General features: G+C 43.6%; 22 protein-coding genes. 20 read left to right on the forward strand and 2 right to left on the reverse strand.

Annotated elements, in window-relative coordinates:
- Positions 1-111 precede the first annotated feature (111 nt).
- The 17 genes from ACFO4R_RS02815 to ACFO4R_RS02895 all read left to right on the forward strand — a co-directional run bounded on the left by ACFO4R_RS02815 (position 112) and on the right by ACFO4R_RS02895 (position 20,007).
- Positions 112-1,245 carry a peptidylprolyl isomerase gene (locus ACFO4R_RS02815; protein WP_379787485.1) on the forward strand — a complete coding sequence of 378 codons (1,134 nt, stop codon included), beginning with the start codon at positions 112-114 and terminating at the stop codon, positions 1,243-1,245.
- A 93-nt stretch (positions 1,246-1,338) separates the two neighbouring features.
- Positions 1,339-2,970 carry a putative polysaccharide biosynthesis protein gene (locus ACFO4R_RS02820; RefSeq protein ID WP_379787486.1) on the forward strand — a complete coding sequence of 544 codons (1,632 nt, stop codon included), beginning with the start codon at positions 1,339-1,341 and terminating at the stop codon, positions 2,968-2,970.
- Positions 2,971-3,313: 343 nt separating this feature from the next.
- A complete protein-coding gene (gene lon / locus ACFO4R_RS02825; RefSeq protein ID WP_379787487.1) occupies positions 3,314-5,713 on the forward strand; it encodes an endopeptidase La in 2,400 nt (799 codons plus the stop codon).
- A 258-nt stretch (positions 5,714-5,971) separates the two neighbouring features.
- Positions 5,972-6,598: a ribosome biogenesis GTP-binding protein YihA/YsxC gene (yihA, locus tag ACFO4R_RS02830; RefSeq protein WP_379787488.1), complete on the forward strand. Its 627-nt coding sequence runs from the start codon at positions 5,972-5,974 to the stop codon at positions 6,596-6,598.
- Between the two features lie 27 nt (positions 6,599-6,625).
- Entirely contained in the window at positions 6,626-7,357 is a 732-nt protein-coding gene (locus ACFO4R_RS02835; RefSeq protein ID WP_379787489.1) for a DUF881 domain-containing protein, read from the forward strand.
- A 44-nt stretch (positions 7,358-7,401) separates the two neighbouring features.
- Positions 7,402-7,704, forward strand: coding sequence for a hypothetical protein (locus ACFO4R_RS02840; RefSeq protein ID WP_379787490.1), 303 nt, complete (start codon positions 7,402-7,404; stop codon positions 7,702-7,704).
- 203 nt (positions 7,705-7,907) lie between these two features.
- Positions 7,908-9,521 (forward strand): Na/Pi cotransporter family protein, encoded by a 1,614-nt coding sequence (locus ACFO4R_RS02845; protein ID WP_379787491.1) that lies wholly within the window; start codon positions 7,908-7,910, stop codon positions 9,519-9,521.
- A gap of 181 nt (positions 9,522-9,702) precedes the next feature.
- The gene (locus ACFO4R_RS02850) at positions 9,703-10,995 is read left to right on the forward strand and encodes a glucose-6-phosphate isomerase (RefSeq protein WP_379787492.1); all 1,293 of its coding nucleotides are present in this window, start codon (positions 9,703-9,705) and stop codon (positions 10,993-10,995) included.
- A gap of 15 nt (positions 10,996-11,010) precedes the next feature.
- The gene (locus ACFO4R_RS02855; RefSeq protein ID WP_379787493.1) at positions 11,011-11,400 is read left to right on the forward strand and encodes a NusG domain II-containing protein; all 390 of its coding nucleotides are present in this window, start codon (positions 11,011-11,013) and stop codon (positions 11,398-11,400) included.
- Between the two features lie 462 nt (positions 11,401-11,862).
- Positions 11,863-12,381 carry a Gx transporter family protein gene (locus ACFO4R_RS02860; RefSeq protein ID WP_379787494.1) on the forward strand — a complete coding sequence of 173 codons (519 nt, stop codon included), beginning with the start codon at positions 11,863-11,865 and terminating at the stop codon, positions 12,379-12,381.
- Positions 12,378-13,532 (forward strand): cysteine desulfurase family protein, encoded by a 1,155-nt coding sequence (locus ACFO4R_RS02865; RefSeq protein ID WP_379787495.1) that lies wholly within the window; start codon positions 12,378-12,380, stop codon positions 13,530-13,532. Before ACFO4R_RS02860 ends, ACFO4R_RS02865 begins: the two co-directional genes overlap by 4 nt.
- Entirely contained in the window at positions 13,525-14,712 is a 1,188-nt protein-coding gene (gene thiI / locus ACFO4R_RS02870; protein ID WP_379787496.1) for a tRNA uracil 4-sulfurtransferase ThiI, read from the forward strand. Before ACFO4R_RS02865 ends, thiI begins: the two co-directional genes overlap by 8 nt.
- A gap of 8 nt (positions 14,713-14,720) precedes the next feature.
- A complete protein-coding gene (locus ACFO4R_RS02875) occupies positions 14,721-15,962 on the forward strand; it encodes an MFS transporter (RefSeq protein ID WP_379787497.1) in 1,242 nt (413 codons plus the stop codon).
- Between the two features lie 310 nt (positions 15,963-16,272).
- The gene (locus ACFO4R_RS02880) at positions 16,273-17,091 is read left to right on the forward strand and encodes a class I SAM-dependent methyltransferase (protein WP_379787498.1); all 819 of its coding nucleotides are present in this window, start codon (positions 16,273-16,275) and stop codon (positions 17,089-17,091) included.
- A 1,464-nt stretch (positions 17,092-18,555) separates the two neighbouring features.
- Positions 18,556-18,987, forward strand: coding sequence for a flavodoxin (locus ACFO4R_RS02885; protein WP_379787499.1), 432 nt, complete (start codon positions 18,556-18,558; stop codon positions 18,985-18,987).
- Positions 18,988-19,005: 18 nt separating this feature from the next.
- Positions 19,006-19,635 carry a DUF3793 family protein gene (locus ACFO4R_RS02890; RefSeq protein ID WP_379787500.1) on the forward strand — a complete coding sequence of 210 codons (630 nt, stop codon included), beginning with the start codon at positions 19,006-19,008 and terminating at the stop codon, positions 19,633-19,635.
- A 90-nt stretch (positions 19,636-19,725) separates the two neighbouring features.
- Entirely contained in the window at positions 19,726-20,007 is a 282-nt protein-coding gene (locus tag ACFO4R_RS02895; RefSeq protein WP_379787502.1) for a DUF2325 domain-containing protein, read from the forward strand.
- A 334-nt stretch (positions 20,008-20,341) separates the two neighbouring features.
- Here the strand turns inward: ACFO4R_RS02895 and ACFO4R_RS02900 are convergent, their stop codons facing one another.
- Complete coding sequence (locus ACFO4R_RS02900; protein ID WP_379787503.1) at positions 20,342-20,653, reverse strand: hypothetical protein; 312 nt, start codon at positions 20,651-20,653, stop codon at positions 20,342-20,344.
- A 105-nt stretch (positions 20,654-20,758) separates the two neighbouring features.
- Entirely contained in the window at positions 20,759-21,712 is a 954-nt protein-coding gene (locus ACFO4R_RS02905) for an NAD(P)-dependent oxidoreductase (RefSeq protein ID WP_379787504.1), read from the reverse strand.
- A gap of 911 nt (positions 21,713-22,623) precedes the next feature.
- On the opposite strand from ACFO4R_RS02905, the gene acpS reads away from it, so the two are divergent.
- The 3 genes from acpS (at position 22,624) to ACFO4R_RS02920 (ending at position 24,930) form a co-directional block, all read left to right on the forward strand.
- Entirely contained in the window at positions 22,624-22,995 is a 372-nt protein-coding gene (acpS, locus tag ACFO4R_RS02910) for a holo-ACP synthase (RefSeq protein ID WP_379787506.1), read from the forward strand.
- Positions 22,996-23,163: 168 nt separating this feature from the next.
- Positions 23,164-24,336 carry an alanine racemase gene (gene alr / locus ACFO4R_RS02915; RefSeq protein ID WP_379787507.1) on the forward strand — a complete coding sequence of 391 codons (1,173 nt, stop codon included), beginning with the start codon at positions 23,164-23,166 and terminating at the stop codon, positions 24,334-24,336.
- Positions 24,337-24,561: 225 nt separating this feature from the next.
- A complete protein-coding gene (locus ACFO4R_RS02920; RefSeq protein ID WP_379787508.1) occupies positions 24,562-24,930 on the forward strand; it encodes a type II toxin-antitoxin system PemK/MazF family toxin in 369 nt (122 codons plus the stop codon).
- Positions 24,931-25,077 lie beyond the last annotated feature (147 nt).

The following is a 25,077-nucleotide window of genomic DNA, read 5'->3' on the forward strand; positions in this document are numbered from 1 at the left end:
GGTAACATTTGGGAAGATTTGATAAAAAATATTCTTAAATCTTGCAAAAGGTGATATAATAGTTAAGATTGAAATAGAAGAACAAAAATAAGATATAGGAGATGAAGCAGAGTGAAACGATTTTTGAAAACCGCAGCATTAACACTTGCTTCCGTCATCATGCTTTCCGCTTGTGGCGGCGGAAGTGCGGACCAGTTGGCCAAGGTGAACGGACAGGTAATTACAAAGGATGATTTTAAGAGGACACTTTCCCTCTATTCCCCGTCATACGAGCTCCAGTTCGGTCCGACGGTATGGGAGATGGAGATCGAACCGGGTGTGACCTTTGCTCAGAAGTTTCAGGAAGAGATCTATGAGAAGATGATCACGGATAAGGTGCTTGAGGAGGCAGCAACGGAGGAAGGTATCACCGTTACTGATGAAGAGGTTGAAAAAGATTTTGAAGAATTGAGTGCCACTTTGAAACAGCAGGAAGCCTTCAAAAAGATGATGGACGAAAACAAGATCGATGACGAGTACCTCAAGGGACAGATCAAAAAGGATAAGACGATCCAAAAGTTCTTTGACAAAAAGATGGAAGAGAGCAAGGTCAGCGACGAGGAAGCCAAGAAATACTATGATGAGCACATCGAAGACTTCACCAAGTCCGAGGTAAAGGCATCTCATATTTTGATATCTACAAGGGATGAAGCGACACAAGCTCCTTTGTCGGATGCAGAAAAGGCGAAAAAGAAAGAAGAAGCCGAAGCGATCTTAAAGCAGGCAAAGAGTGGAAAAAACTTTGCCGAGCTTGCACAGCAACATTCTCAAGATCCGGGTTCGGCGAAACTGGGTGGAGATCTGGGTTACTTTGACAAAAAAAGAATGGTGCCCGAATTTAGTGAGGTTGCCTTTGCTCTTAAGGTGGGAGAAATCTCGGACCTCGTTGAGACTGAATACGGCTACCATATCATCAAGTTGATCGACAAAAAAGAAGCGGAAGTGGAAAGTTTTGAATCTGTAAAACAAGGCATCAAAGACAACCTTGAATATGACAAATACAATGCTTTGGTTGAAGAGCTGAAAGGAAAGGCGAAGATCGAACGTAGTGAAGAGAACCTCAAGAAGGTAGAGGAAGAGATTGCGAAAGAAAGAGAACAAAAAGCGAAGGCGGATCAGGAAGCATCGGCTCCGGCGGAAGGCGAACAAAATGCCGAGAATACTGAGGGAACAGAAAACACCGAAGCTACGGATTCTACGAAATAACACATTGTTTATATACTGATGAGAAACCAAAGGACATTTAGTATCAATTACTAAATGCCTTTTTGGTTATAGAGATAAATTGGGAGAATATTTATGAGCCAATCAGAACAGAAAACATTTGTAAAGGGAGCTGCAATCTTAGGGCTTGCAGGGATTCTTGTCAAGGTCTTGGGAGCGGTCTTTAAGATCCCGCTTGTATCGATCATTACTTCTACGGGAATGGGTTATTACAGCTCCGCCTATCCGATCTACGTTATGCTTTTGGCAGTTGCGACTTCGGGATTTCCGATAGCGATCTCCAAGATGGTCGCTGAGAGAAGGGCGAAGGGAAACGTCAAAGGAGCAAACCGTATCTTCAGGACCATCCTGCCTTTTATGGCGGTATTGGGACTTGTGACCTCTTTGGGCCTCTTCCTCTTCTCGGAGTTTGTGGCGGAGAAGATGTTGCATAATCCCAAGGCGGTACATTCGTTAAGGGCACTGTCGGTTGCCCTGTTCTTTGTTCCTATCATGTCTTCTTACAGGGGATTTTTTCAAGGAAGGAACAATATGCTCCCCTCCGCCTTATCGCAGATCGCGGAGCAGATAGGCAGGGTGGCAATCGGTCTCACCCTTGCAGCTCTTATGGTCAAACGAGGCTTGGAGTACGGAGCTGCAGGAGCTTCGATGGGAGCGACCGTCGGTGCCGTCTTCGGTACTTTGACCGTCGTCTTGCTCTACCGCAGGGAAGGGCAGAGGATGAAGGAGGAGAACCTGATCTCCGCCCCGGGTGAGAGGGAAGGTTCTTCGCAGGTCATAAGAGAACTCCTCTCCATAGCCATTCCCATCATCATAGGCGCTCTGGTCAAACCTATTATGGACCTCATCGATGCCAATATGGTGATCGAGTTGTTGATGAAGAACGGTATGTCCGAAACGCAGGCCAACTCCAACTTGGGGCAGCTCAGCGGAATGGCGACTACTATGGTGAACCTGCCTTCCATCGTGATCTCTGCGATCGCCATGAGCGTAGTGCCCGTGATCTCTTACGAATATTTTCAGGGTGGGATGGAAAAGGCACGAAAAAATGCTGTTCTTGCGATAAGATTTGCTATTCTGATCGGTCTTCCGGCAGGAATCGGACTGATGTCGCTCTCCGAGCCCATCATGTCGCTTCTCTTTCCCAAGGAGGCAAGTGCCGCGCCGGGACAGATCTTGTTTATCGCTGCGGCCGGCGTTGTATTTTTGAGTCTGATTCAGGTGCTGACAGCCATTCTTCAGGCGATCGGAAAGGTTTATGTTCCCGTTTTCAACCTTGGAATCGGTGTTGTATTGAAGATCGCTCTGACCTACGTGCTGACATCCAACCCTCAACTTGGAGTCAAGGGTGCTGCAATCGGCACCTTGGTCGCCTATATCGTGGCAGCCGTTCTCGACTTTATTGCGGTAAAAAAGCTGCTTCGCATTTCGTTCAATTTCTCCGAGATCATCCTTCGACCCCTTGTGATCTCCGTAACTATGGGTCTGATTGCCTTTTCGGTGCAGTATGCGGGAAGAATTGTTCTTGTTGACAACCTCGGAATCTCTTCAGGAGCGAAACTTTCCACCTTGATCGCCATGTCGGTGGCAGGAGTCTTCTTTGTTCTTATGCTCTTTAAGGCCAAGGTCGTGACCGAAGAAGACCTGAATTCGATGGGAAAAGGCAAGAGAATCGTAGCTGTTTTAAAGAGACTTCACTTGTTGTAAAATAGGGTTTTCATCTTCCTGTAGGGCTTTGCCTCCGATCGGCAAGATCAAACCCCTTGCAGAAATGGACGAAACAACAAGAAGAGCTACTAAAAAATATAGTTCGTTTCAAGGAGAAAAAGGGTATAATAGATAGACAACAAATGTTATAATAGAAGTGTTTGGAAAAATTTTCCGCAAATTCGGACAGAAGATTGAAAAAAGTTCGATATAGATAGTTTTTGTTGAGAAAGGGGATGACATCTCCGCATAAGGAAGTGTCCGGACCCCTGCGGTCTGTGCGTAAGAGATCCGTTTTGAATAAAGATAGACAGTTAAGATATAGAGGAGCTGAATATTAGGAATGAGAAAGAAGAGAAGAAAAAAGACTGTCCTGCCCATGATACCGTTGAGGGGATTTTCAGTGTTTCCCTACACGGTGATCCACTTCGATGTCGGTAGAGAAAAGTCGATGTTGGCCTTGGATGAGGCGGTAGAGAGCAATCAGATGATTTTTTTGTCCACCCAGATCAATGCAGAGGTGGACTTACCCAAGAGGGAAGATGTCTACACTACGGGAACAGTGTGTAAGGTCAAACAGATGCTGAAACTGCCGGGCAATTCCCTCAGGGTTTTGGTGGAGGGTATCTATAGGGCACAGATCCAAGACATTGTGTCCGACGATCCCTTCTTCCTTGTGGAAACGATAGAACTTCCCGAAGAAGAGGAGGAAGAGACCCTCGATATCAAGGGTCTTAGAAGGATGACCCTGCGAAGTTTCGAGCAGTATGTCATGGTAGGCAACCGGTTGACGCCCGAAGTATTGCTCGGCCTTGACGAAATCGAGGACATCGGTCAGTTCTGCGATGTCATTATCTCCCATCTTATGTTGAAGCAGTCGACCAGGCAGGAACTTTTGGAAACGTATGTTCCAAGCCGGAGATTAAGACGGCTCTACGAAGTTCTTTTAGAAGAGATCGAAATTCTTGAGATCGAAAACAAGATAGAAAATCAGGTCAAGCAACAGGTCAATCAATTTCAGAAAGATTATTATTTGAGGGAGCAGATCCGCGCCATCCACAAAGAACTCGGTGAGGAAAGTGCCTCCGATGAAGCGCAGGATTACAGGGAGAAACTTAACAAGCTGGAGCTTGCGGATCACATCCATGAAAAAATAGAAAAAGAGATCAACCGTTATGCCAAGACTTCTACGGCTTCAGCGGAGAGCAGTGTGATACGGACCTATCTTGAAACGGTGCTGGAACTGCCTTGGAACAAGAGTACCGAGGACAATAACGATATCGACCATGCACAGAAGGTTCTGGATGAAGACCATTACGGCATGGAGAAGGTAAAGGAAAGGATCTTGGAGTTTCTTGCGGTAAGGCAGATATCAAAGAACCTGAAATCGCCGATCATTTGTTTGGTAGGGCCTCCCGGGGTAGGAAAGACCTCGATTGCCAAATCGGTTGCTCGTTCACTCAATCGAGAGTTTATCAGGATGTCGCTGGGGGGAGTCAGGGACGAATCCGAAATCCGCGGACATCGTCGCACCTATGTGGGAGCGATCCCCGGAAGGATTATTTCTTCCATCAAGGATGTTAAGGTCAACAATCCGGTCTTTCTCTTCGATGAGATCGATAAGATGACCTCCGATTTTCGTGGAGATCCGGCATCGGCGATGCTTGAAGTCCTCGATCCCGAACAAAATAAGGATTTTGTCGATCATTACCTCGAACTGCCCTTCGATTTGTCGAAGGTCCTGTTTATCACGACTGCCAACACCTTGTCCACCATTCCCAGACCCTTGTATGACAGGATGGAAGTCATCGAGCTCAGCGGCTATACCGAGCAGGAAAAAGTCAGGATAGCAGCGGACTTCCTTGTACCCAAGGTCTGTGCTGAGAACGGTTTAGGTAAGAAGTACCTTAGAATGTCCGATGAAGTTCTCTTTGAGATCATCCGTTCTTATACGAAGGAATCGGGAGTGAGGGGGCTTGAGAGGGAGATCGGGAAGATCTGCCGAAAATGTGCCATCGATAAGGTGAGGAATCCCAAAAAGAAGTATGTCTTGATCAATGCACAAAATCTGCAAAAGTATCTGGGCAAACAGAAATTCCGATACTCCAAGGCCGATAAGGCAGCTGTGATCGGAGCGGTCAACGGAATGGCTTGGACTCAGGTCGGCGGAGAGACTTTGAATATAGAGGCGATGGTGTTGAATGGAAGCGGAAAGCTTGAACTTACGGGAAAACTTGGAGAAGTGATGAAGGAGTCGGCGAAGGCGGGTCATTCATACTTGCGAAACGTCGCCGAAAACTACGGGATCTCCGGTGATTTCTATAAAGAAAAGGACATCCACATCCACATTCCTGAAGGAGCGATCCCCAAGGACGGACCTTCGGCAGGAGTATCGATGTTTACCGCGATGATCTCTGCGTTGGGACAGATACCGATTCGTTCCGGAGTTGCCATGACCGGAGAGATCACCTTGAGAGGAAGGGTGCTTCCTGTAGGGGGGATCAAGGAGAAGGTTCTCGCTGCCTACCGTTCGGATATCAGAGAGATCATCTTACCGATAGAAAACGAAAAGGATATCGAAGACATTCCCAAGGAAGTCAGAGATGAGATCCATTTCCATTTGGTTGAACACTTGGAAGAAGTTCTCGATATCTCTTTGGAAAAATCGAAGAAAAAAACAAAGAAGACAAAGGGCAGAGGTGCGACGTTTCAAGGGGAAATAGGCTCGCGACCTTCCGTTTAGAACCTTCTGCTGAGAATATGGACTTTGAAATAATCAAAGAAAGAGAGAGGTAGGAAATAAAACAAAGGAAGAAGGTCTTCGTGGGAATGGATTTTCTGAATCCTGTTGTTTTGTGCGGCTTTCACTCAAGGATTGAAGAGATCACCCGATCTTTCTGTGTAAGGGTTTATCTCCAAAAGGATTTGTTTTATTAAAGAAAAGAATAGGTGGGGGGCAGACAAACTTGCTGTCTGCCCCTATTTTTAAAGGGAGGACAGTATGAAAATCAAAGATGTTCAAATGAATTTGAGTGCGGTGGACAGCCGTCACTATCCTGAAGACAACTTGCTCCAGGTCGCCTTTGTCGGGCGTTCCAACGTGGGCAAATCCTCGACCATCAATACCCTCCTGAATCGACGAAGTATAGCCAGGGTCAGTTCAAGCCCCGGAAAGACCAGAACGATCAACTTCTACATGGTCAATGAGCAATTCTACCTTGTGGATCTTCCCGGTTACGGCTATGCCAAACTGTCAAAGTCCGAGAAGGAGCATTGGGGAAAGATGATGCAGGACTACTTCATCAAATCGAAGAACCTCATCCACCTTTTTTTGCTCATCGATATCCGCCACGAGCCAAAGGATACCGACATTCAAATGTATGAATTTGCAAAGTATTGGAATATTCCGGTCAGCGTGATCGCCACTAAGTCGGACAAACTCAAACGCAGTCAGTTACAGAAACATACCTCCGCCATCCGAAAGGGATTGAAACTTGCGCCGGAAGAAAAGATCTACCCTCTTTCTTCTCTGAACAAAACGGGACAGGAAGCGGTATGGGAGCAGATGAAAGCCATCTACGAAGAGCATGGCGTTCTTATTGACAGTGAGGAAGAAAACGAAGAGTAGTCTGTATATTAAGAGGTTGTGAAAGATATGGAGAAAATAAGAGATTTTAAGATACAAAACTATCTTATCAAGATCAAATCCGGTTTTTTTATGGCTACGGTATTGGTAGGTCTGCTTTTGAGCTTTCAGATCAACAGTCCGATCAATACGGAACGGGAGATCTCCTATACGACCAGGGTCTTAGCGAATCAGATCAATCGGGAGAAGCTGACCATCAATTACTTAAAAAAAGAAAGGAAGAAGGCGGAGAAGGATAAACGTGATCTTCAACAGTTTTATCTGGGCGATGATCCTTCGTACGAAAAACTCAAAGAACAACTTGACAGAATGAAACTTTTGACAGGAGAATATGACGTTCAGGGAGAAGGTGTCATTTTGCGCATCGACTCGGGAACGGGGGAGAATATCGCCCATGTTATTGAGAGTAAGAAAGTTCTGATTCTGTTGCTCAATGAGCTTAAGGTGCAGGGTGCAGAAGTGATCTCGCTCAACGGACAGAGAGTTGGAAACCAAAGCGGCATCACGCTTGCGGGCAACAACCTCGATATCAACAACACCGAGATCGCTCCTACTTATGAGATCCGTGTTATAGGAAATTCCAAGCAACTCTATCTCTATCTCAAGGATAAGAGCGTTATTATGAAGTTTATGAAAGATGTCTATCAATTCAAGCTATCACTCAAACAGAGCAACAACGTCCTGATCGAAGCGGATCCTTATCGCAAAAAGATCAGCACAAAAGACGATGCAAAACGATAGACAAGAAGAGATATTGCCGTTTGAGGCTTAGGAGGTGCGAGAAGATGGGCTATACGATTTTATCGGAGATCACTCCATATAATCACTCGTTTTTATTCCATATTTTTGAAAATGATGATAAAATATACTTGAATATGCCCAAGAGTGTTTTAGTCGTTTGGGTTCAAGAAGTTCATCCGGACTATGCGAGTCTGGACATCAGACCCGTACTCAAGGTCGAATTGGCACAGGACGAATTGAACCTTGCGGATAAGGGCTACACGTTGATTAGAGAGATATTGAGACGTGAGATTATTGATTTTGAAGCATACGAGTTTCAAGAAAAAGATATTTTAAGACACCTATAATTCGACTTTTTCGGCAAGAACAGGGGAGTATCTTTTGGCATACATACAAGAAGGGAGACTCGATACCCTGTCTTTCCTGCGAAAAGGGGATATTACCTCCTGAACCCTGACAGTTTTAAGGAGACCCCTGTGGAAAACCAAACGAAAAAGTCGGTTATATCATACAATTTTTAAAAACTACTTTAATGTCTTGGGAGGATGCTATGGCACTACACATAATTCCGCAACTTTTTGCAGGATTAGGAATGTTTCTCTACGGAATGAATCTTATGGGGGGCGGGCTTGAGAAGGCTGCCGGGAATAAGATGAAGCACATTATCGGACTGCTTACAAAGAACAGATTTATCTCCGTTCTGGTGGGAATCTTTGTGACGGGAGTCATCCAAAGTTCATCCGCGACGACCGTTATGGTGGTGGGATTTGTAAATGCGAGTTTGATGTCGTTGAACCAGGCGATCGGGATCATCATGGGTGCAAACATAGGAACCACCGTGACGGCACAGCTCGTGTCCTTTGATTTGGAATCGATCGCACCGGTTGCGATTGGAATCGGTGTGCTATTGATGATGTTAAAAAAGACAAAACGTGCCAAAAACTTTGCCGAAATACTTGTGGGTTTCGGGATTCTTTTTGTAGGGATGAATTTTATGAAGGACTCTTTGGCACCTTTGAGGGAGTACCAAGGATTCCGCGATCTTTTGGTCTACTTCGGACACAATGCCTTCCTCGGTATCCTGATGGGCTTTCTTCTGACTTTGATCTTACAGAGTTCTTCGGCTTCCATAGGAATACTCGTAGCCTTGGCTTCTCAGGGGGTGCTTCCTTTGGAATCAGCTCTGCCCATCTTATATGGAGATAATATCGGGACCTGTACTACAGCCTTGATCTCAAGTATCGGTGCCAGCAGGAATGCGCAGAGGGCCGCTATCATGCACTTGGTATTCAATATCATAGGAACAATCTTGTTTTCGATGGTGTTGATGTATCCCATCAGGGAATTGGTCATCTTTATCAACCCTGATTCGACGGCAAGACAGATTGCAAATGCACACTCGCTTTTCAACATCATCAACGTGGTCATCCAATTCCCCTTTGCGGGTCTGATTGTCAAAATCGCCGAAAAATTGGTGCCTATAACAGCCGGGGAACTCTCTGCCGTTCATACGAGCCGTTTGGACGAGCGTATGCTGGAGACGCCGACCATCGCCTTAGAGAATACCCTGATGGAGTGCCTAAATATGGGAGAACTTGCGAAGAAATCACTTGTCGGTGCGATGAAGGGCTTTGTCGATAAAGATGAAGAGAGTGTTAAGAGCGTTTTGGAGCTGGAGAAACAGATCAATCAGATGCAACTCGATCTGGTCGATTACCTCGTCAAACTTTCGAACACGACCTTGTCGGCTGATGACAGAACCATCGTAGACAACTTGTTCAGTGTAGTCAGCAATGTTGAACGCATCGGAGATCACGCAGAGAATATAGCGGAATTGGCAGCCTATGTTATAGAAGAAGATCTTCAGTTTTCCGAGGAAGCTTTGATCGATATCGATATTATGTACCAAAAGGTGCTCAAGTCTCTGGAGACTGCGTTGGAAGCAAGGAAAACGGGAAAGACCGAACTTGCGGAGGAGACCTTGCGCCTGGAAAACCAGGTCGATATGATAGAAAAGGCCTGCCGTACAGGGCATATCAACCGCTTGAATCAGAATGTATGCAATCCGAGTTCCGGAATTATGTTCCTGGACTTGTTCAGTAACCTTGAAAGAGTTTCGGATCATGCACTCAATATCGCGGATTCCGTGTTGTCCGAGGCTTAGAATTTTGAGAAAGACAGGAGCAGATCGAGCCTCTTTATCTAGCTTCGATCAAAAAAACCAATTATAGAAACAATATGAGCTTTGGATACATGCGATCCCGGAAGGAAGCTCGAATGTTCGATCGGTTTCAACGGAGGTTTCTCTCCTGTCACAGTAAAATAAAAGGAAGGAAACAACGAAGATGAAAGAGATTTCTTTGGATTATCGATATACACAGGGGATTATAGGAGATGAAGAGATAGAGCAGATGATGGTGTATGCAGAGATGGCGGAAACCATTCTGGAAGAGGGGGACGGAGCCGGAAACGATTTTTTGGGTTGGAAGAATCTTCCTGCTTCCTACGATAGGGAGGAGTTTGAAAGGATAAAAAAGGCGGCACAGAAGATCCAAAGCAATTCCGACTACCTTGTTACCATCGGAATAGGAGGCTCCTACCTCGGAGCGAAGGCGGTCATTGAGGCCCTTCAAAATCCGTATGGAGAACCAAAGACGAAGGTTCTGTTTTCGGGCAATTCCATAAGCGGAACAGATCTGGCGCAGCTTGTTGAATTTCTTAAAGATAAGCAGTGGTCGATCAATGTGATCTCGAAGTCGGGAACGACCACCGAGCCCGCGATTTCGTTTCGTATCTTGAAGAATGAGTTGGAGAGCAAGTACGGAAAAGAAGAGGCAAGGGAGAGGATCTATGTCACCACTGATGCGAGAAGAGGAGCTCTAAAGACTCTTTGCGACAAGGAAGGATATGAGTCCTTCGTTATTGCCGACAACATCGGAGGACGCTACTCGGTCCTTACAGCTGTAGGCCTGTTGCCGATTGCTGTTGCGGGTTTTGATATTGACAAGCTCATGGAAGGTGCAGGCTCTTCGATGAGGGATATGAGAGAAAAACAAGGAAAGAACAATCTTTGCAGGCTCTATGCCGCTCTTCGAAACATTCTCTATAACAAGGGTAAGCACATCGAGATCCTCGTCAGTTACGAGCCGCGTCTTGCTTATCTCAGCGAATGGTACAAACAACTCTTCGGAGAAAGCGAAGGAAAGGATGGAAAGGGCATTTTTCCGGCTTCCGCGGTTTTCTCGACGGATCTTCATTCCATGGGTCAGTATATTCAAGACGGAAAGAGGGTTTTGTTTGAAACCGTGCTCAGGATAAACGAACCCTCTGCAGACATTGTACTACCTGAGGTGGAGGAAGATTTGGACGGTTTGAACTATATTGCGGGAAAAACCGTGGACGAGGTCAACCGGATCGCTTTGGAGGCTACCGCTACAGCTCATCTTTCCGGAGGGGTCCCCAACATCATCATCGATGTTCCCAAGTGGGACGAATATCACCTTGGCTACCTTCTCTACTTCTTTGAGAGAAGCTGTGCGATCAGCGGTTATCTTTTGGCAGTCAATCCCTTTGATCAACCGGGGGTCGAAGAGTACAAAAAGACGATGTTCAGGATGCTCGGTAAGCCGGGGTATTAAACGAGCGGGGATACCATGTTTAAAAAGGGAGATATTGTCATCATTGTAGCCATCCTTTTGGTTTCGGCATTCACTATGTACCTTACCGTTTATGGGGGAAGGAGTTCGGAAAAAATCATCGAGGTGGTTCACAACAACGAAGTGGTGGCCTCTTATCGGATCGATGACTCCTTTGAGGGAAGGTACGATTTCTTCGACGGAGAGGGAGGACATGAGGTCTATTGGATTCATGACGGAGGAGTGGAGGTCATAGAATCCAATACTCCACAAAAGATATGTGTGAAGATGGGTTTTATAGATCAGGACGGACAGATGATCGTTGCCCTGCCCCATCGGATGTATATTACGGTAAAGTCGGTGAAATTCGAGAAAGAAGAGGGCGGTTTGGATGCCATCGTCAAATAAACGTTCATAGAGACACAAGGTCGGAGGATGCCGCTGCTACAGATTTGTATAAGAAAAGGCTCTGGGAAACAAGAGTTTTTGTAATAAGAATAGGAGAGTAGATTGCCCTTACCCTTGGATGTGAAACAAAGAGAGTGGGGGCAATTTTTGAGAGTCGATACCGAGATGGGATGGAAATATCATTTGTATAAGCGATATCAAAATGCCGGAACAGAGTGTTTTCTTTGCAGGGATTCAATGCTGCTCTGCATTTAAAATGCCGAGTACGCGGAAGGTATCATTACCGAAAAACGGTTTGGAGGATGATGGTTTAAAGAATTCAACCTGTCAAACTTAACAGATAAGGGGATGAACGCGAGAAGTATCGCAGTCTGTTGAGTGTGATTCGCTGATACAAACAGTCTTGACGGATTCTCGTGTGAGACGGATATCGAATGAAATTAAAGCCGGGGAGGAAGAGGATTGAGAAAAACAAAAAAACTGATATTTTTGGGACTGATGATAGCCTATTCCCTCATCCTCCACTTGGTGGAATCGACAATGCCGGGGCTTCATTTCATCGCTCCCGGAGCCAAGCTCGGACTGACCAATATCATCACCGTCGTTCTCCTCTACAGTGTCAGCAGGAAGGAGGCGTTTACTGTTTTGTTAATGAGGATCTTGCTTGGTTCGGTTTTTGCGGGAAGTTTCTCCTCCTTTCTTTACAGCTTGTCGGGAGGAGTCTTCAGTTTTATGACTATGGTCTTGATGCAAAATCTGGAAAAGTATGAGATCAGCATCTTGGGTGTCAGCGTTATGGGGGCCTTGGCCTTCAACATCGGACAATTGATTATGGCGGGGCTTATTATTCGCAATATGTCCATCATCGTTTATTTTCCGGCGATGGCGGCGGTGTCGGTTGCAACGGGAACCTTTGTCGGTTTGGTGGCGAATTTCCTCTTGCAGAGAGACTTATTTCGGATCGGAGGTATGAGGATATGAAGATATACTTGGATAACAGTGCAACGACCAAACCTTATCAAGAGGTGGTCGAAGAAATGAAGGCGGCATTGACAGAGGACTTCTATAATCCGTCCTCCATTTATGACGGTGGCGTTGACATTTCCAGAAAAATCGAAGGATACAGAAGCCTTATTGCAGACACCTTGGGATGCAAACCTAAGGAACTCCTTTTTACTTCGGGAGGGACCGAGTCGATCAACACGGCGATCTTTTCACTCAAAAACAGTCGCAAAAAGCATATCATAACTTCAATGGCCGAACATTCCGCAACCTTGGAGGCGATGAAGAAGATGGAAAAATTATCCTTTGAGGTAACCTATCTCAAACCCTCGAAGGATGGGAGTATAAAACCGGAGCAGGTTTTGGATGCATTGAGAGAAGATACCTGCCTGATCAGCTTGATGGCTGTCAATAACGAACTTGGCAGCGTGACCGATGTGATCGGGATTGCAAAGCAGGTCAAGAAAAAGCAGGATGTCCTCATTCATGTCGATGCGGTCCAAGCTTATTTGAAACAGCCGTTGAAGCTCTATGACAAAGTCATTGATTTTCTAAGCATATCGGCACATAAGATCCATGGACCCAAGGGAGTCGGCGTCTTATATCACAACGAAGAAGCTCTCCTTCTTCCTCTCATCGTAGGAGGAGGACAGGAGGGGGGGCAGCGTTCGGGAACCCTCAATACTCCGGGGATCTATGGGATGGGAAAAGCGATCGAACTCTTCTACCCCGATCTTCAAAATCATACGGAGAAGATCCGAAGGAGAAAAGAACAACTCAGGGACAAAATCTTAGAGGAGATCGACTTCGTGAAGGTACTGAGTCCCGAAGACGGGATCTGCCACATTCTCAATCTCTCCTTTGTGGGACTTCGGGGTGAGATTCTTCTGCATAGCTTGGAGAAGGAAGGGATCTACGTATCGACGGGTTCCGCCTGTTCCTCGAAAAAATCCTACTCCCATGTATTAAATGCTTTGGAGCTCGGCAGGGAGATCAAGGAAGGTGCGATAAGGTTTTCCCTAAGTGAAGAAACTACCGAGGAAGAAATCGACAAGGTGGTGGAAGCTCTGAAAAAAAATGTAGTTACAATAAGAAGAATAATGAAGATGGGAAAGAGGAGAAATGTATAATTCAATCGTAATCAGGAACGGAGAAGTTTCGATCAAAGGGATCAATCGTCCGGTCTTTGAAAAAAGACTGATAAAGAATATCAGAAGAGCCTTCCACGGTTTGGAGGGTTACAATGTTTACAAAGGAGACGGAAGGATCTATGTGGATTTCGAGGAAGAAGTCGGGGACGAGATCATGCGTAGGCTCAAAAACGTATTCGGAGTAATGTCGTTTAGCCCTTCAATCAAGACCGAAAGCGGTTATCAACTTGCAAAAGACACTGCTTTGGCACACTATAACGAAGTGATTGAGAGGACGGGAGCAAAGACCTTTAAAGTCACGGCGCGGAGGGAAGATAAGAGCCTTCCGATGACTTCGCCTGAGATGTCGAGAGACATCGGTGCGTATATCCTCTCCCACTCCAAAAATCCTCTCAAAGTCGATGTTAAGAATCCGGATATCCATCTTTTCGTTGAAGTCAGAGAGAAGAACAACATCATTTACAGCGAAAAAGAGCAGGGGGTCGGAGGACTTCCCGTCGGTGTGAACGGGCGGGCGATGATGTTGTTATCCGGAGGGATCGATTCTCCCGTAGCAACTTATATGATAGCAAAGAGAGGTCTTTGGATCGAAGCCGTGCATTTTCATAGCTTTCCTTTTACCAGCGAGAAGGCAAAGGAAAAAATAGAGCGTCTTGCCAAACAGCTTTCTCTTTATACCGAGGGAATCCGTATCCATATGGTCAATTTGCTTCCTATTCAGACGGAAATTTCGGAAAGTTGCCCTCAAGAACTTATGACCATTCTTTCGAGGCGGTTTATGATGAGAATAGCGGAAAAGCTTGCCTTGGAGACGGTCTGTAGTTGTCTTGCTACGGGAGAGAGTATCGGTCAGGTTGCTTCTCAAACCGTAGAAGGGTTGCAGGCGACCAACTCCGTTGTAAAAGAAGTTCCCGTCTTTCGCCCGCTGATTTCCTTCGATAAAGAAGATATTATTCGCGAGGCGAAAAAAATAGATACTTTTGATATCTCTATTATTCCGGAAGAAGACTGCTGTACGGTTTTTCTCCCTAAGAGACCGGCCACAAAACCCAAGATGGAAAAAATCCGAAACGCGGAGGAGAACCTCGACATCGAAACTCTTGTAGCTTCGGCCATAGAGGAAAGAGAGATTAGAGAAATTGGAATGTTGAAGTGGTGAGGGATCCTATGAAAAACAATAAGCTTGTCCAAAAGAAGAGTGTAAAGAACATGGGTCTTTTGTTTTCGGGCTCATTGACATCAAAGCTGGGAGACATTATTTTTGATTATACAAACAGTGTATGGATTGCGGGGCTCGGTGCAAACAGTCCCAAGATCATGGCTTTCTACCAAGCGAGCCAAAGTGTTATGGGAGTGTTGTTCAACCTGATCGGCGGGTATTTCTCCGACCTTTCCGACCGGAAAAAACTCCTTGTTTTGACGGATTTTTTCAGTGCCTTGGTCTGTTTTCTGGCTTCCTTTTTTTTACCTACGCCTATTGCCCTGTACTTTGTTTTGGGAACAAACATTGCTTTGGCCTTCTTTTACTCTTTTAATTCACCTGCATACAGGGCTTTTGCAAGGGAGATTATGGTCGATGAGCACATCGGCAGGTATAACTCGCTTGTGAGTTCATTCTTGGAGTTGGCGGGCATTATAGGACCGGCACTTGCCTTGGTATTGATGGAGCATTTGAGTATCCGACAGCTTTATTGGATCAATGCGGCGACCTTCTTGTCGTCTGCGATGTTGGAACTTGGAATCACAGTTCTGTTTCCCAAAAAAGAAACGTTGAAAAAAGAAGGGTTTTGTGAGGTTTTTCAAGGAATTCGAGAAGGATTTTCGTATGTGAGGAAACGAAGAGAACTTTTTGATATCGTTCTTCTTGCATCTTGTTCCAACTTCTTTCTCAGCGGATACAATCTGCTTATGCCCTACACAAGTGAAATAACGGGGATAAAGGGTTTTTACGGTCATGCACTTGTTGCAGGTGCGGTAGGAGGGATTTTGGGAGCTTTTCTTATGAATAAGGCGGATTATAAGAAGATGAAGTTGGGATTTAAAATGGCATTAAACCTGGGAATGACAGGGGTAGCAATGATCTTCTTTTTCGTCTCGAGAAATCTTTTTGAGACGGAGTTTTTCTATCTCGTCCCCCTCTTTATCTTGGGAATGTTCATTACAATGTTCAATATCAGCGTAATGACAAGTGTGCAACTGTCAGTGGAATCCGAGTTTCTGGGAAGGGTATTCAGCATTATGTTTACAGTATCTCTGCTCTTTATGCCGGTCGGTTCCGCTTTTTTCTCCTATGTTTTCGATGTCTATCGAATCTTAAATTTTTTGATTTTAGGCCTCGGAATTGTCTCTCTTTCAGTAATGTATTTTGGGAAGCAGTATATACGACAAAGAAAGATTGAGAAGCATTAAAAGAATAGGGATTTTGTGTTTCGTTCTCGCAGAGTTTTTTGATATGTGACCTGCTCCAAGGAGACGGGTCCGTTGTCCTGTTTCGACTGAATAAGAATAGAGAATATCTCCTATTTGAACGGTTTGAGCAATAAAAAAACAAAATTGATAAGAGGGTTCTTATTTGGGTAACAATAAAGATATCGGTTTGAGCTCCTTTTCGTTGTAGATCCTTTTGTTGCTTTTAATAAAGAGAGTGTCTACGGAGAAGGAGTGTTTTTTGAATCGAAACACGGTACAAAGCATTGTTTAGGATAGATAAGGAGAGGCCATGGAACAGCTATATTATGAAAACTTGCTCCAAAAAAACAACAGCGGGAGTGAAGAATCGGAAAAAATGTGGGACCAAAGAGCGGCTCATTTTTATGAGGCTCAAAAAAATGACAGATCGACGTTTACAAGGGAAGTTGTAGATGTGTTGAAAAGGCGGGGGATGTTGGAGAAGGCGGAAATCTTGGATATCGGCGGTGGAAGCGGAAGATATGCACTGCCACTTTCAAAAGAAGCAAAACATGTCACTCTTACGGATATCTCCACAAATATGCTGACACTGGCAAAAGAACATGCCGAGCAAAACGGAGTCAAGAACATATCATTTGAAAAATTGGTGTGGGAAAAAGCAAATCTGGCGGACTTGAAATGGGAGAAAAAATTTGATGTGACCTTTGCATCGATGTGCCCTGCGATTCGCACTCCGGAAGGCTTGTACAAAATGGCTGATGCGTCGAAGGGGTATTGTGTCATCAACCAATATATTCATAATACGGATTCGCTGTCACGGTTTTTGAGGGAAAAAGCCGAGTTGCCTCAGGGGTATAATCCTCATAACGACAGAGAAGCGGTACAGTCGATATTCAATTTGTTATGGTTGAAGGGCTATGATGTAGAACTCCACTATTTAAGGAGTAAGGATAGGTATATCCTGAGCAGGGAAGACATTGAGGTACAGTATGCCTTCGTCCTGGAAAGTATTCGGGAGGATAGAGGCTTGGATACAAGCAGGCTGCTCTCACAATATGCCGAGCGTGACGGGTATCATATAACCGAAGAAAGTGTTCTTGCGATGATCATGTGGAAGGTATCTGCTTAAATGCCGAACCATATGAAAGTGTAAATGCTCGAAGGATGCAAGAGAATGTTCTTCTCTCGAATCGAAACCTCAAGCATATAAACGATATATCATTCTAATACTAAAATTGTCCGTACGACAAACTTGAATTCTACAATCACTCAAAACGTTTCCGGTAAATATATATTCTATTTACCTGATATGTTAAACGCAGAATAGTATAATACTATTTTTCAATAGAAGTATGGATATATTTATTTTTCGATGACGAAAAACATATGTTGTCTTCTATGGGTCACAGGTTATTTATATCCACTATTCAAAAGAATAGTAGTATAAAGGGTTTGTCGGTTGCCAAATACAGGAGCACTGCAAAACCGTTTGAAAAAAGAGCTGGATCAATTGCGTTTGTATCAAAAAAATTTTTGAGGTCAATTCTGAAGGAGTTTTTTGGTTTATCGTCTCTCCGATAAAACGGATATGTGAAGAACAATATCATACTGCCATCCGTTTGAAACGTGGATATCGAAAAATTTGACTTCTCCAGATTCAAAAAATGTATTTTTATAGTCAAAGAAGATATAACCGTACTTCTATTAAAATAGAATCAGAACCGAAGTACGTATGTTTGAGGAAATACTTCTCTTGTAAAATCGGTCAATGGAAACAGAATTATATGACAGGTTCGCTTATAGGAGCAGGCGAGACAAAACACGCCAAAAAAGGAGTCCTTTTTTCAAAAGATGGAAAAAGAGGACTCTTTTTTTTGAGAGCAATGCTACAGTTATACGAATACCCATATCTGTTTGAACGGTATCGATGTCCTGCATCCTACGGCTACTTATACCGATATATTCTCTGTTACGCTCTAATACTACTATTCTTTTGAATAGTGGATATAAACAATCTGTGAGCCATAGAAGACAACATAGTTTTTCGTCATCGAAAAATAAATATATCCATACTTCTATTGAAAAATAGTATAATAGAAATATCGAGAATTCTAATTTTCAATGGAGAACATCCATTTTTACATTTTATGAAATGCAAATCGTCGATATCTTTAACTCAAAAAAATAAAAGTCTTATAGAGGAAAAACAGTTATGCAAATCAAGTCTGCGATTGAAGGAAAATGTATGGACGCAAATGCAATCGGTTAACGACAGTAAGACGGAGTTAAACCGGAATGGTATGAGATGGGCAAGAGCATACACCTATATTTGGAAAAAATTAACAAGAAATATAAAAAAATTTATAAGACACAGACTTCAATTGATAAAAAAATATCAATGAAAACAAGTTGTTGGAACACCTTGTATTTTCAAATGATTTATCGAATAAAAAATTTAAAATTTTGCTGAAAAACATACTTTACTTTTTGTATTTCGTATAATATAATCAAAAATAAGATAATGATTATCATTTATAACCAAAAATGATTATCTTAATATTAACAACTATACCATAAAAGGAGATGTGTAATCATGAGCAAAGTAAGTTTAGTATATTGGAGCGGAACAGGAAACACAAAGGCTATGGCGGATTATATTGTAGAAGGTGCAAAGTCTGCCGGTGCCGACATTGCAGTTTTTGAAGTTTCGGAAGCGAATGCAGATACTGTTTTGCAAAGCGATGTTATTTTGATGGGTTGTCCTTCCATGGGAGATGAAGTGTTGGAAGAGGAAAGCATGGAGCCCTTTATGTGTGAGATCGAAGGAAAATTGGCAGGCAAAAAAGTTGCTCTCTTCGGCTCTTACGGATGGGGAGACGGACAATGGATGAGAGATTGGGAAGAAAGAGTACAGGCTGCTAAGGCTACTTTGATGGCGGACAGCATCATTGTAAACGGAGAGCCGGCTGATGACAGTGCGATTTCCGATCTGAAGTCCTTGGGAAGTACAGCGGCGCTTGCATAAGTTCACATCGGCATGAAGGTGAAGAAAAGTTGCGTATATCTGTCTTATCTGATGAAGGAGATGGAGGATTACGAATACCTGTTATCCGTAATATCCCATCACTGCGGACCTGCACTTGAGGGGGTTAAGGTTTCGTCCTTGTTGAATATCAGAAATACCGGAAAACGATGTTTGATTGATACATGGCAAGAGAGAAAAGATGAGATTCTTGATTTCTTTCGGATCGATGCCTTCACTTTAAAGAAGGAAGAAAACAGCGAGGTTGTCTTGTTGTTTCGTAGGGAAACGTTGGAACATCATTTGAAAGACTCCTTTCATCTTGATTTTCTAAAGAGATTCGGATACGGAGAAGAATGGGATTGCAGTGAGTTTTTACTTCACTTAAAAAATCGATTTACGGACTGTTGCCCTCATGAGATCGGCGTGTTTTTGGGTTATACCCTTTGCGATGTCATTGATTTTATGTCCTGCCCCAATAAGGAATGCAGGCTGGTCGGATATTGGAAGGTGTATAACGATGAGATTGCCGCTCGGGAGCTGTTCCGTCGATTCGATGAAGCCAAAGCGATCTCTACAGGAAAGACCATGAGGAGGATCGCACAGCAAAGAAGAACGATTCGACTTGGTTCGAATACAAAACAAAGCTGAAAAGGTAAAAATATAAGTGCATCAACTGAGGGGGAAAAAGATGACCAACTCAATTGGTGCGCTTTTTTATTGCAAAAAAGGAGGAGAGTTATGAGTATTGTATTGATCGGCGGACATGACAGGATGCACTGTATCTATTCAGACATATGCAATAAATGCGGGCATAGAGTAAAGATTTTTACTCAGGGAGATAATACGATGGAGAAACAGATCGGGTCGGCGGATGCGATGATCATTTTTACTTCAACAGTTTCACATAATATGGTAAAAAGGGCGTGTAAGACCGCGAAGAAGAAGTCGATCCCCATTTATCGCTCTCACTGCAGCAGCGGATGTGCACTTGAGAACCTTCTGAGTGAAATGAGGGCTTAGCAAGCTGCTACATAGCAGTAGGGACATATGTTTTGATTTCGTTCGGGAAGAAGGTTGTTCAAAATAAGTGAAAACAAAGGTTTTGTCAAACAGAAAAAATCTCCGTTAATCTGTTTCTTTGCGGAGATTTTTTCGTACATAGAACACTACACCTTGGACTATGAGCTTCCAAAAATATTATATGCTTGAATAAGACGTAAACTACGTGTTAATACTATTCTCCGTTTGAAATACCCGGTATACAACATATATCATTACTGAAAAACAACTTTGGGGGCTATGCTATATACTTCAAGACATCCAAGTAGTTAACCGGAATAGATCCTAGTAGAATCTATGCGAGTTGCTTCATAGCAAGTACTGAAACAATGGAGTTCAGTACGCCGGTGACGGATCCGAAGACGATTGTAACGATTTGGCTCATGATTCGTATGGAGGAGAGCAGGCTCCAGTTTTCTTTTGCTATAAGGATGTTTGAATAGGTAAGCAACATCAAGAGGGCGTTGAGAGCAAGGATCCAGCTGCAGAGACTTAGGCTGAGAGCCGGAAAGGGCTTGTTTTGTAAACATAATCTCACAGCAATAAGAGGAAGGATGAGGGAGGCAAGCCCCAACGATATTCCCAGGTAGATCAGCCATTGATACATGATTATTTGCTCCTTTCCTGAATAAAAAGTTTCGGTATCTACTCTTTTTTTGAACCGTATTTGCACTCTTTCAAGCGCAGTGCTTCTTGTATTACAGATAAACACCTATCCGATCACAATGTTTTGAGCTCTTCCTTCCAAAAAGGCAAGGGTATTGGAGAAGGCAATCTCCGCACGGCGAAGCATGGATTCTTCAGAATAATAAGCAATATGAGGGGTAAGCAGGGTGTTTTTTGCATGGAGAAGAGCAGTGTTCTTCTCAAGCGGAGGTTCGAGGTCGAAGACATCAATGCCCGCTCCGGCGATTCTTCCTTCGTTCAGAATATCCGCAAGGGCGGAGTTATCGACAACGGGGCCTCTCGCACAGTTGATCAGGACGGAGCTCTTCTTCATAAGGAGGAGTTTTTGCCTGTCGATAAAGTGGTAAGTATCTTCGTTCAGAGCAAGATGCAGGGAGACGATGTCGCTCTCCTTCATCAGAGTTTCTATCGGGACATAGTCGATACCGAGCACTTCTACATCCTTTTTGGGAGTTCGGTTGTATGCGATGACCTTTGCTCCGAAGGCTTGGAAGAGTTTTGCCGTGGCGATGCCAATCTTTCCCGTGCCGATGATGCCTACAGTCTTTGAGTGGATCTCCCTTCCGATAAGTCCGTCGGAGCCTCCTTCGTTTCTTACTGTATGATCGGCCTGTATCAAGTGTCGATACAGGGAGAGGGTAAGTCCGAGAACAAGTTCCGAGACGGTTTCATTGGAATAGCCTGAGGCATTGCATACCTTGATGTTTTTTTCTTTTGCGAGGGATCCTACATGGTCGTACCCGGTAAAAGCGACATTGATAAGTTTGAGGTTGTCCAACTTGGAGAGAACCTCATTCGGGTAAGGGGTGTTGGCGATCATAACGATGTCGCAATCCAAGCTTCGGTCGATCAACTCCTGAATGTCCGTCGTTTTGGTATCGTAATAGGTAAAGGAATGTCCCTTATCGATCAACGGTTGAGCAAGGCGTTGAATGTTTTCTTCCGACACTCCTAACGGTTCCAGCAAATGGATTTTCATTGTAATCATCTTCCTTTCTATACTGATGAAATAGCGATTTATACTATTATTCTTTTGAGTTGTGGACATAAACATTCTGTGACCCATAGAAGATAAACCAACTTTTCGTGATTTTGAAAAACAGATACATCCATACTTCCATTGAAAAATAGTATTATACTGTTTTCTGTTTACGTTGACAGGGTGGATGTTTTGAGCTGTGACCATCCAAGTTGCTTTTTGATAATAAGATATGTTGTATATCCATATCCGCCATCTCAAACGGAGAATAGTACTAATACCGTGATTTCCCCTTGCAGTTAAAAGATTGTACCGACTTGAAATGTTTCGGGAGGGTTTGAATGATTCATCACTGCTTGATCGGACAACGGTGTAATACTAGGATTCATTTGAGCTATGGATATTAGAAACCTGTACTCAACAGAAAGATACCACGGATGTTCGTAGTCACAAAGTAGATATAACCACACTTCTATTGGAGAATAGTATAAACAAAACATAAGAGTTTACCGTTCTTATTTTTTATAGTATCATTATATAGGTTTCTTCTGAGTATGGCAATGTTCCCGGACCACGGTTTTTTGGAGAGGATCTGTCATTGTTGTCAAATGTTTTGTAAAAACTTCTTCTATAATTGGATTGAATTGTAGAATTAGCCGTTTTTGCGATGTGAAAAAGCGGTTCGAAATTAATGTATACAGATAACCGAACAAAGAGTTCAGGTGCAAATAAGAGGCTGATCTTCATTTAAAAAATAGGATGAAACAGCCAGCACAGGAGGGATAATGTGCCGGAAACATTGATTTCAAATTGTTTCGGGAGTTCTATCAAATCACGGAAACGAAGAGTTTCATTTTTGTACGCTGTATTCACAAAAATAAAGCAAACGAAACTGCAAAAGGAGGGGTTGTGTGATATACGGTATAGGTACGGATATTGTATCGGTTGCTCGAGTTCGCTATATTACAGAGAAGCACCCGAAGTTTCTGACTCGATTTTTTACATGTGAGGAAGCAAAATACTTTGCGGAAATACAGATTCCCTATGAGACCATAGCAGCCTGCTTTGCTGCAAAAGAGGCGGTTTCAAAGGCGATGGGAACAGGGTTTTCGACATTTTCGTTCAAAGATATCGAGGTACTTCATCGGGAGTCGGGAGCCCCTTATATAGAATTACATCGAGGTGCGAAGCTCTTGTTTGAGGATTTGTCTCTCAAGAGGATCCATCTCTCCCTTTCTCATGAGAGGGAATACGCTGTGGCTTACTGTGTAATCGAAATGTAATACGACAAAAACTTATTTCGTATCAACTGGAAAGCATTTGTTTTATAGGCTTTTCGCTATTTTTTAAAAAATGAAAAAAAAGCATTGTATATCTTTGTGAACTGTTTCCCTAATTAATGCCACAAATTGATGGTATACTGTTGAAAACAAGATGAGGAGGAAGGGAGGATGATTTTGTTGAAACCTTATCAAGGAACCCGAGCGGTGATCAATTTGGATCATTTGGAGCATAATTACAGGTGTTTGACTTCTTTTGTGAAGCAAAAAACAAAAATATGCTGTGTGATCAAGGCGAACGGATACGGTCACGGGAGTTTGGAATTGGCGAAGCTTTATGAAAAACTCGGTGCGGACTATTTTGCGGTTGCCACGGCGTCGGAAGCTATGGAGTTGAGAAAAAATAAAATCGACCTCCCTATTGTGTGTTTGGGATACGTTCCCGAATCCTCTTATGAGGAGTTGATCAAAACCAGGGTCGACATTCCGGTTTTTTCTTACGAAGTTGCAAGGCGCCTCAGTCAGGTTGCAGGTGCGATTGGGGAATGTGCGGACATACATATAAAAATTGATAGCGGAATGTCTCGGATCGGTTTTCAGTGTACGCAGGAGAGCATCCGGGATATAGAGAGGATAAGAGAACTCCCCAATCTATACTTCAAAGGAATTTTTACCCATTTTGCAAGAGCGGACGAAGTGCAGAGAGAAACCACATTACAGCAATTTGATCGTTTTATGTCCATGGTTTCCTTACTGGAAGCGGAGGATATTCACTTTGAGATCAGACATTGTTGTAATACGGCAGGTACGGTATATTACCCCGAATTTCACCTGGATATGGTGAGATTGGGAATTTCTTTATACGGTTACTATCCGTCGGACGATGTTGACAAAGAGAAGGTTGAACTCCACCCCGCGATGTCCCTGTATTCCTGCCTATCCCACATCAAAAAGCTTGAGAGAGCAAGGGGGATCGGTTATGGACATAAGTACACGGTGACAGACGATTATGAATTGATAGGGACAGTTCCGATAGGTTATGCGGATGGATTTACAAGGATGCTGAACAACAAGGCGGATTTTGAAATATGTGGAGAATGTTGTGAGGTCGTAGGGAGTATCTGCATGGATCAGTGTATGGTCAAGCTTAACAAGGATGGAGATTATCGTATAGGAGAGACGGTTACGATATATTCCGATAAGCCGGGTTTCGGTGCAGACAGACTGGCAAGGCGACTGGGTACGGTAAGTTATGAGATAATCTGTATGTTGAGCAGGAGGGTTCCGAGGATCTATACGAGGGAGAACAAGGTCGTTAAGGTGATTGATTACCTGAGGTTGTAAGCAGGTATATGTTTGGCATGGAAGAATGCAAACAGTTTTATGAAGCCTGCTCCTTCGTGTTGATATGTAAGGAGCAGGTTTGATACAAAACTGCTACATACAAAGATATGGAATAGATGAATAGGTAAGAGCGTCTTTTTGAGAAGGGAGCGCATGTTTGAATTTCTGTTTGTATAAGAACATAGAGAAAGAAGCGATTTTTGAAAGAAGAAAGTGGAAGATACTATGAGCAGCCCAATTGTGAAAAGAGGAGATATATTTTATGCGGATTTGAGCCCTGTTGTAGGCTCTGAGCAAGGAGGAGTACGTCCTGTTTTGGTCGTTCAAAACGATATCGGTAACAAGTATTCCCCGACGATCATCGTTGTGGCGATTACTTCTCAGATCAACAAGGCGAAGCTGCCTACTCATCTCGAAATCGGTGCAAAGGACTTCGGGCTCTCCAAGGATTCCGTCGTTCTGTTGGAACAGGTGAGAACCATAGACAAGCAAAGACTTCGCGATAAGATAGGAAAATGCAGTCCACGTTTCATGGCGAAGGTCGATAAAGCATTGCGGATCAGTTTCGGTTTGTTGGATATGCGTGATGTGTAATTCGCTTTGCCCGTCGGAAGACGGGAAGCGAATTATGCTTTGACTTACATAGAAAATCAAGGTCGTTTTTAGAGGAATTTGTTGACAAAGACTGACGGATACAGTATCATAATTTATGAAAATTGTATAGGATTTACGTCAATCACA

The organism is Filifactor villosus (assembly GCF_042652965.1).
GTDB lineage: Bacteria > Bacillota > Clostridia > Peptostreptococcales > Filifactoraceae > Filifactor > Filifactor villosus.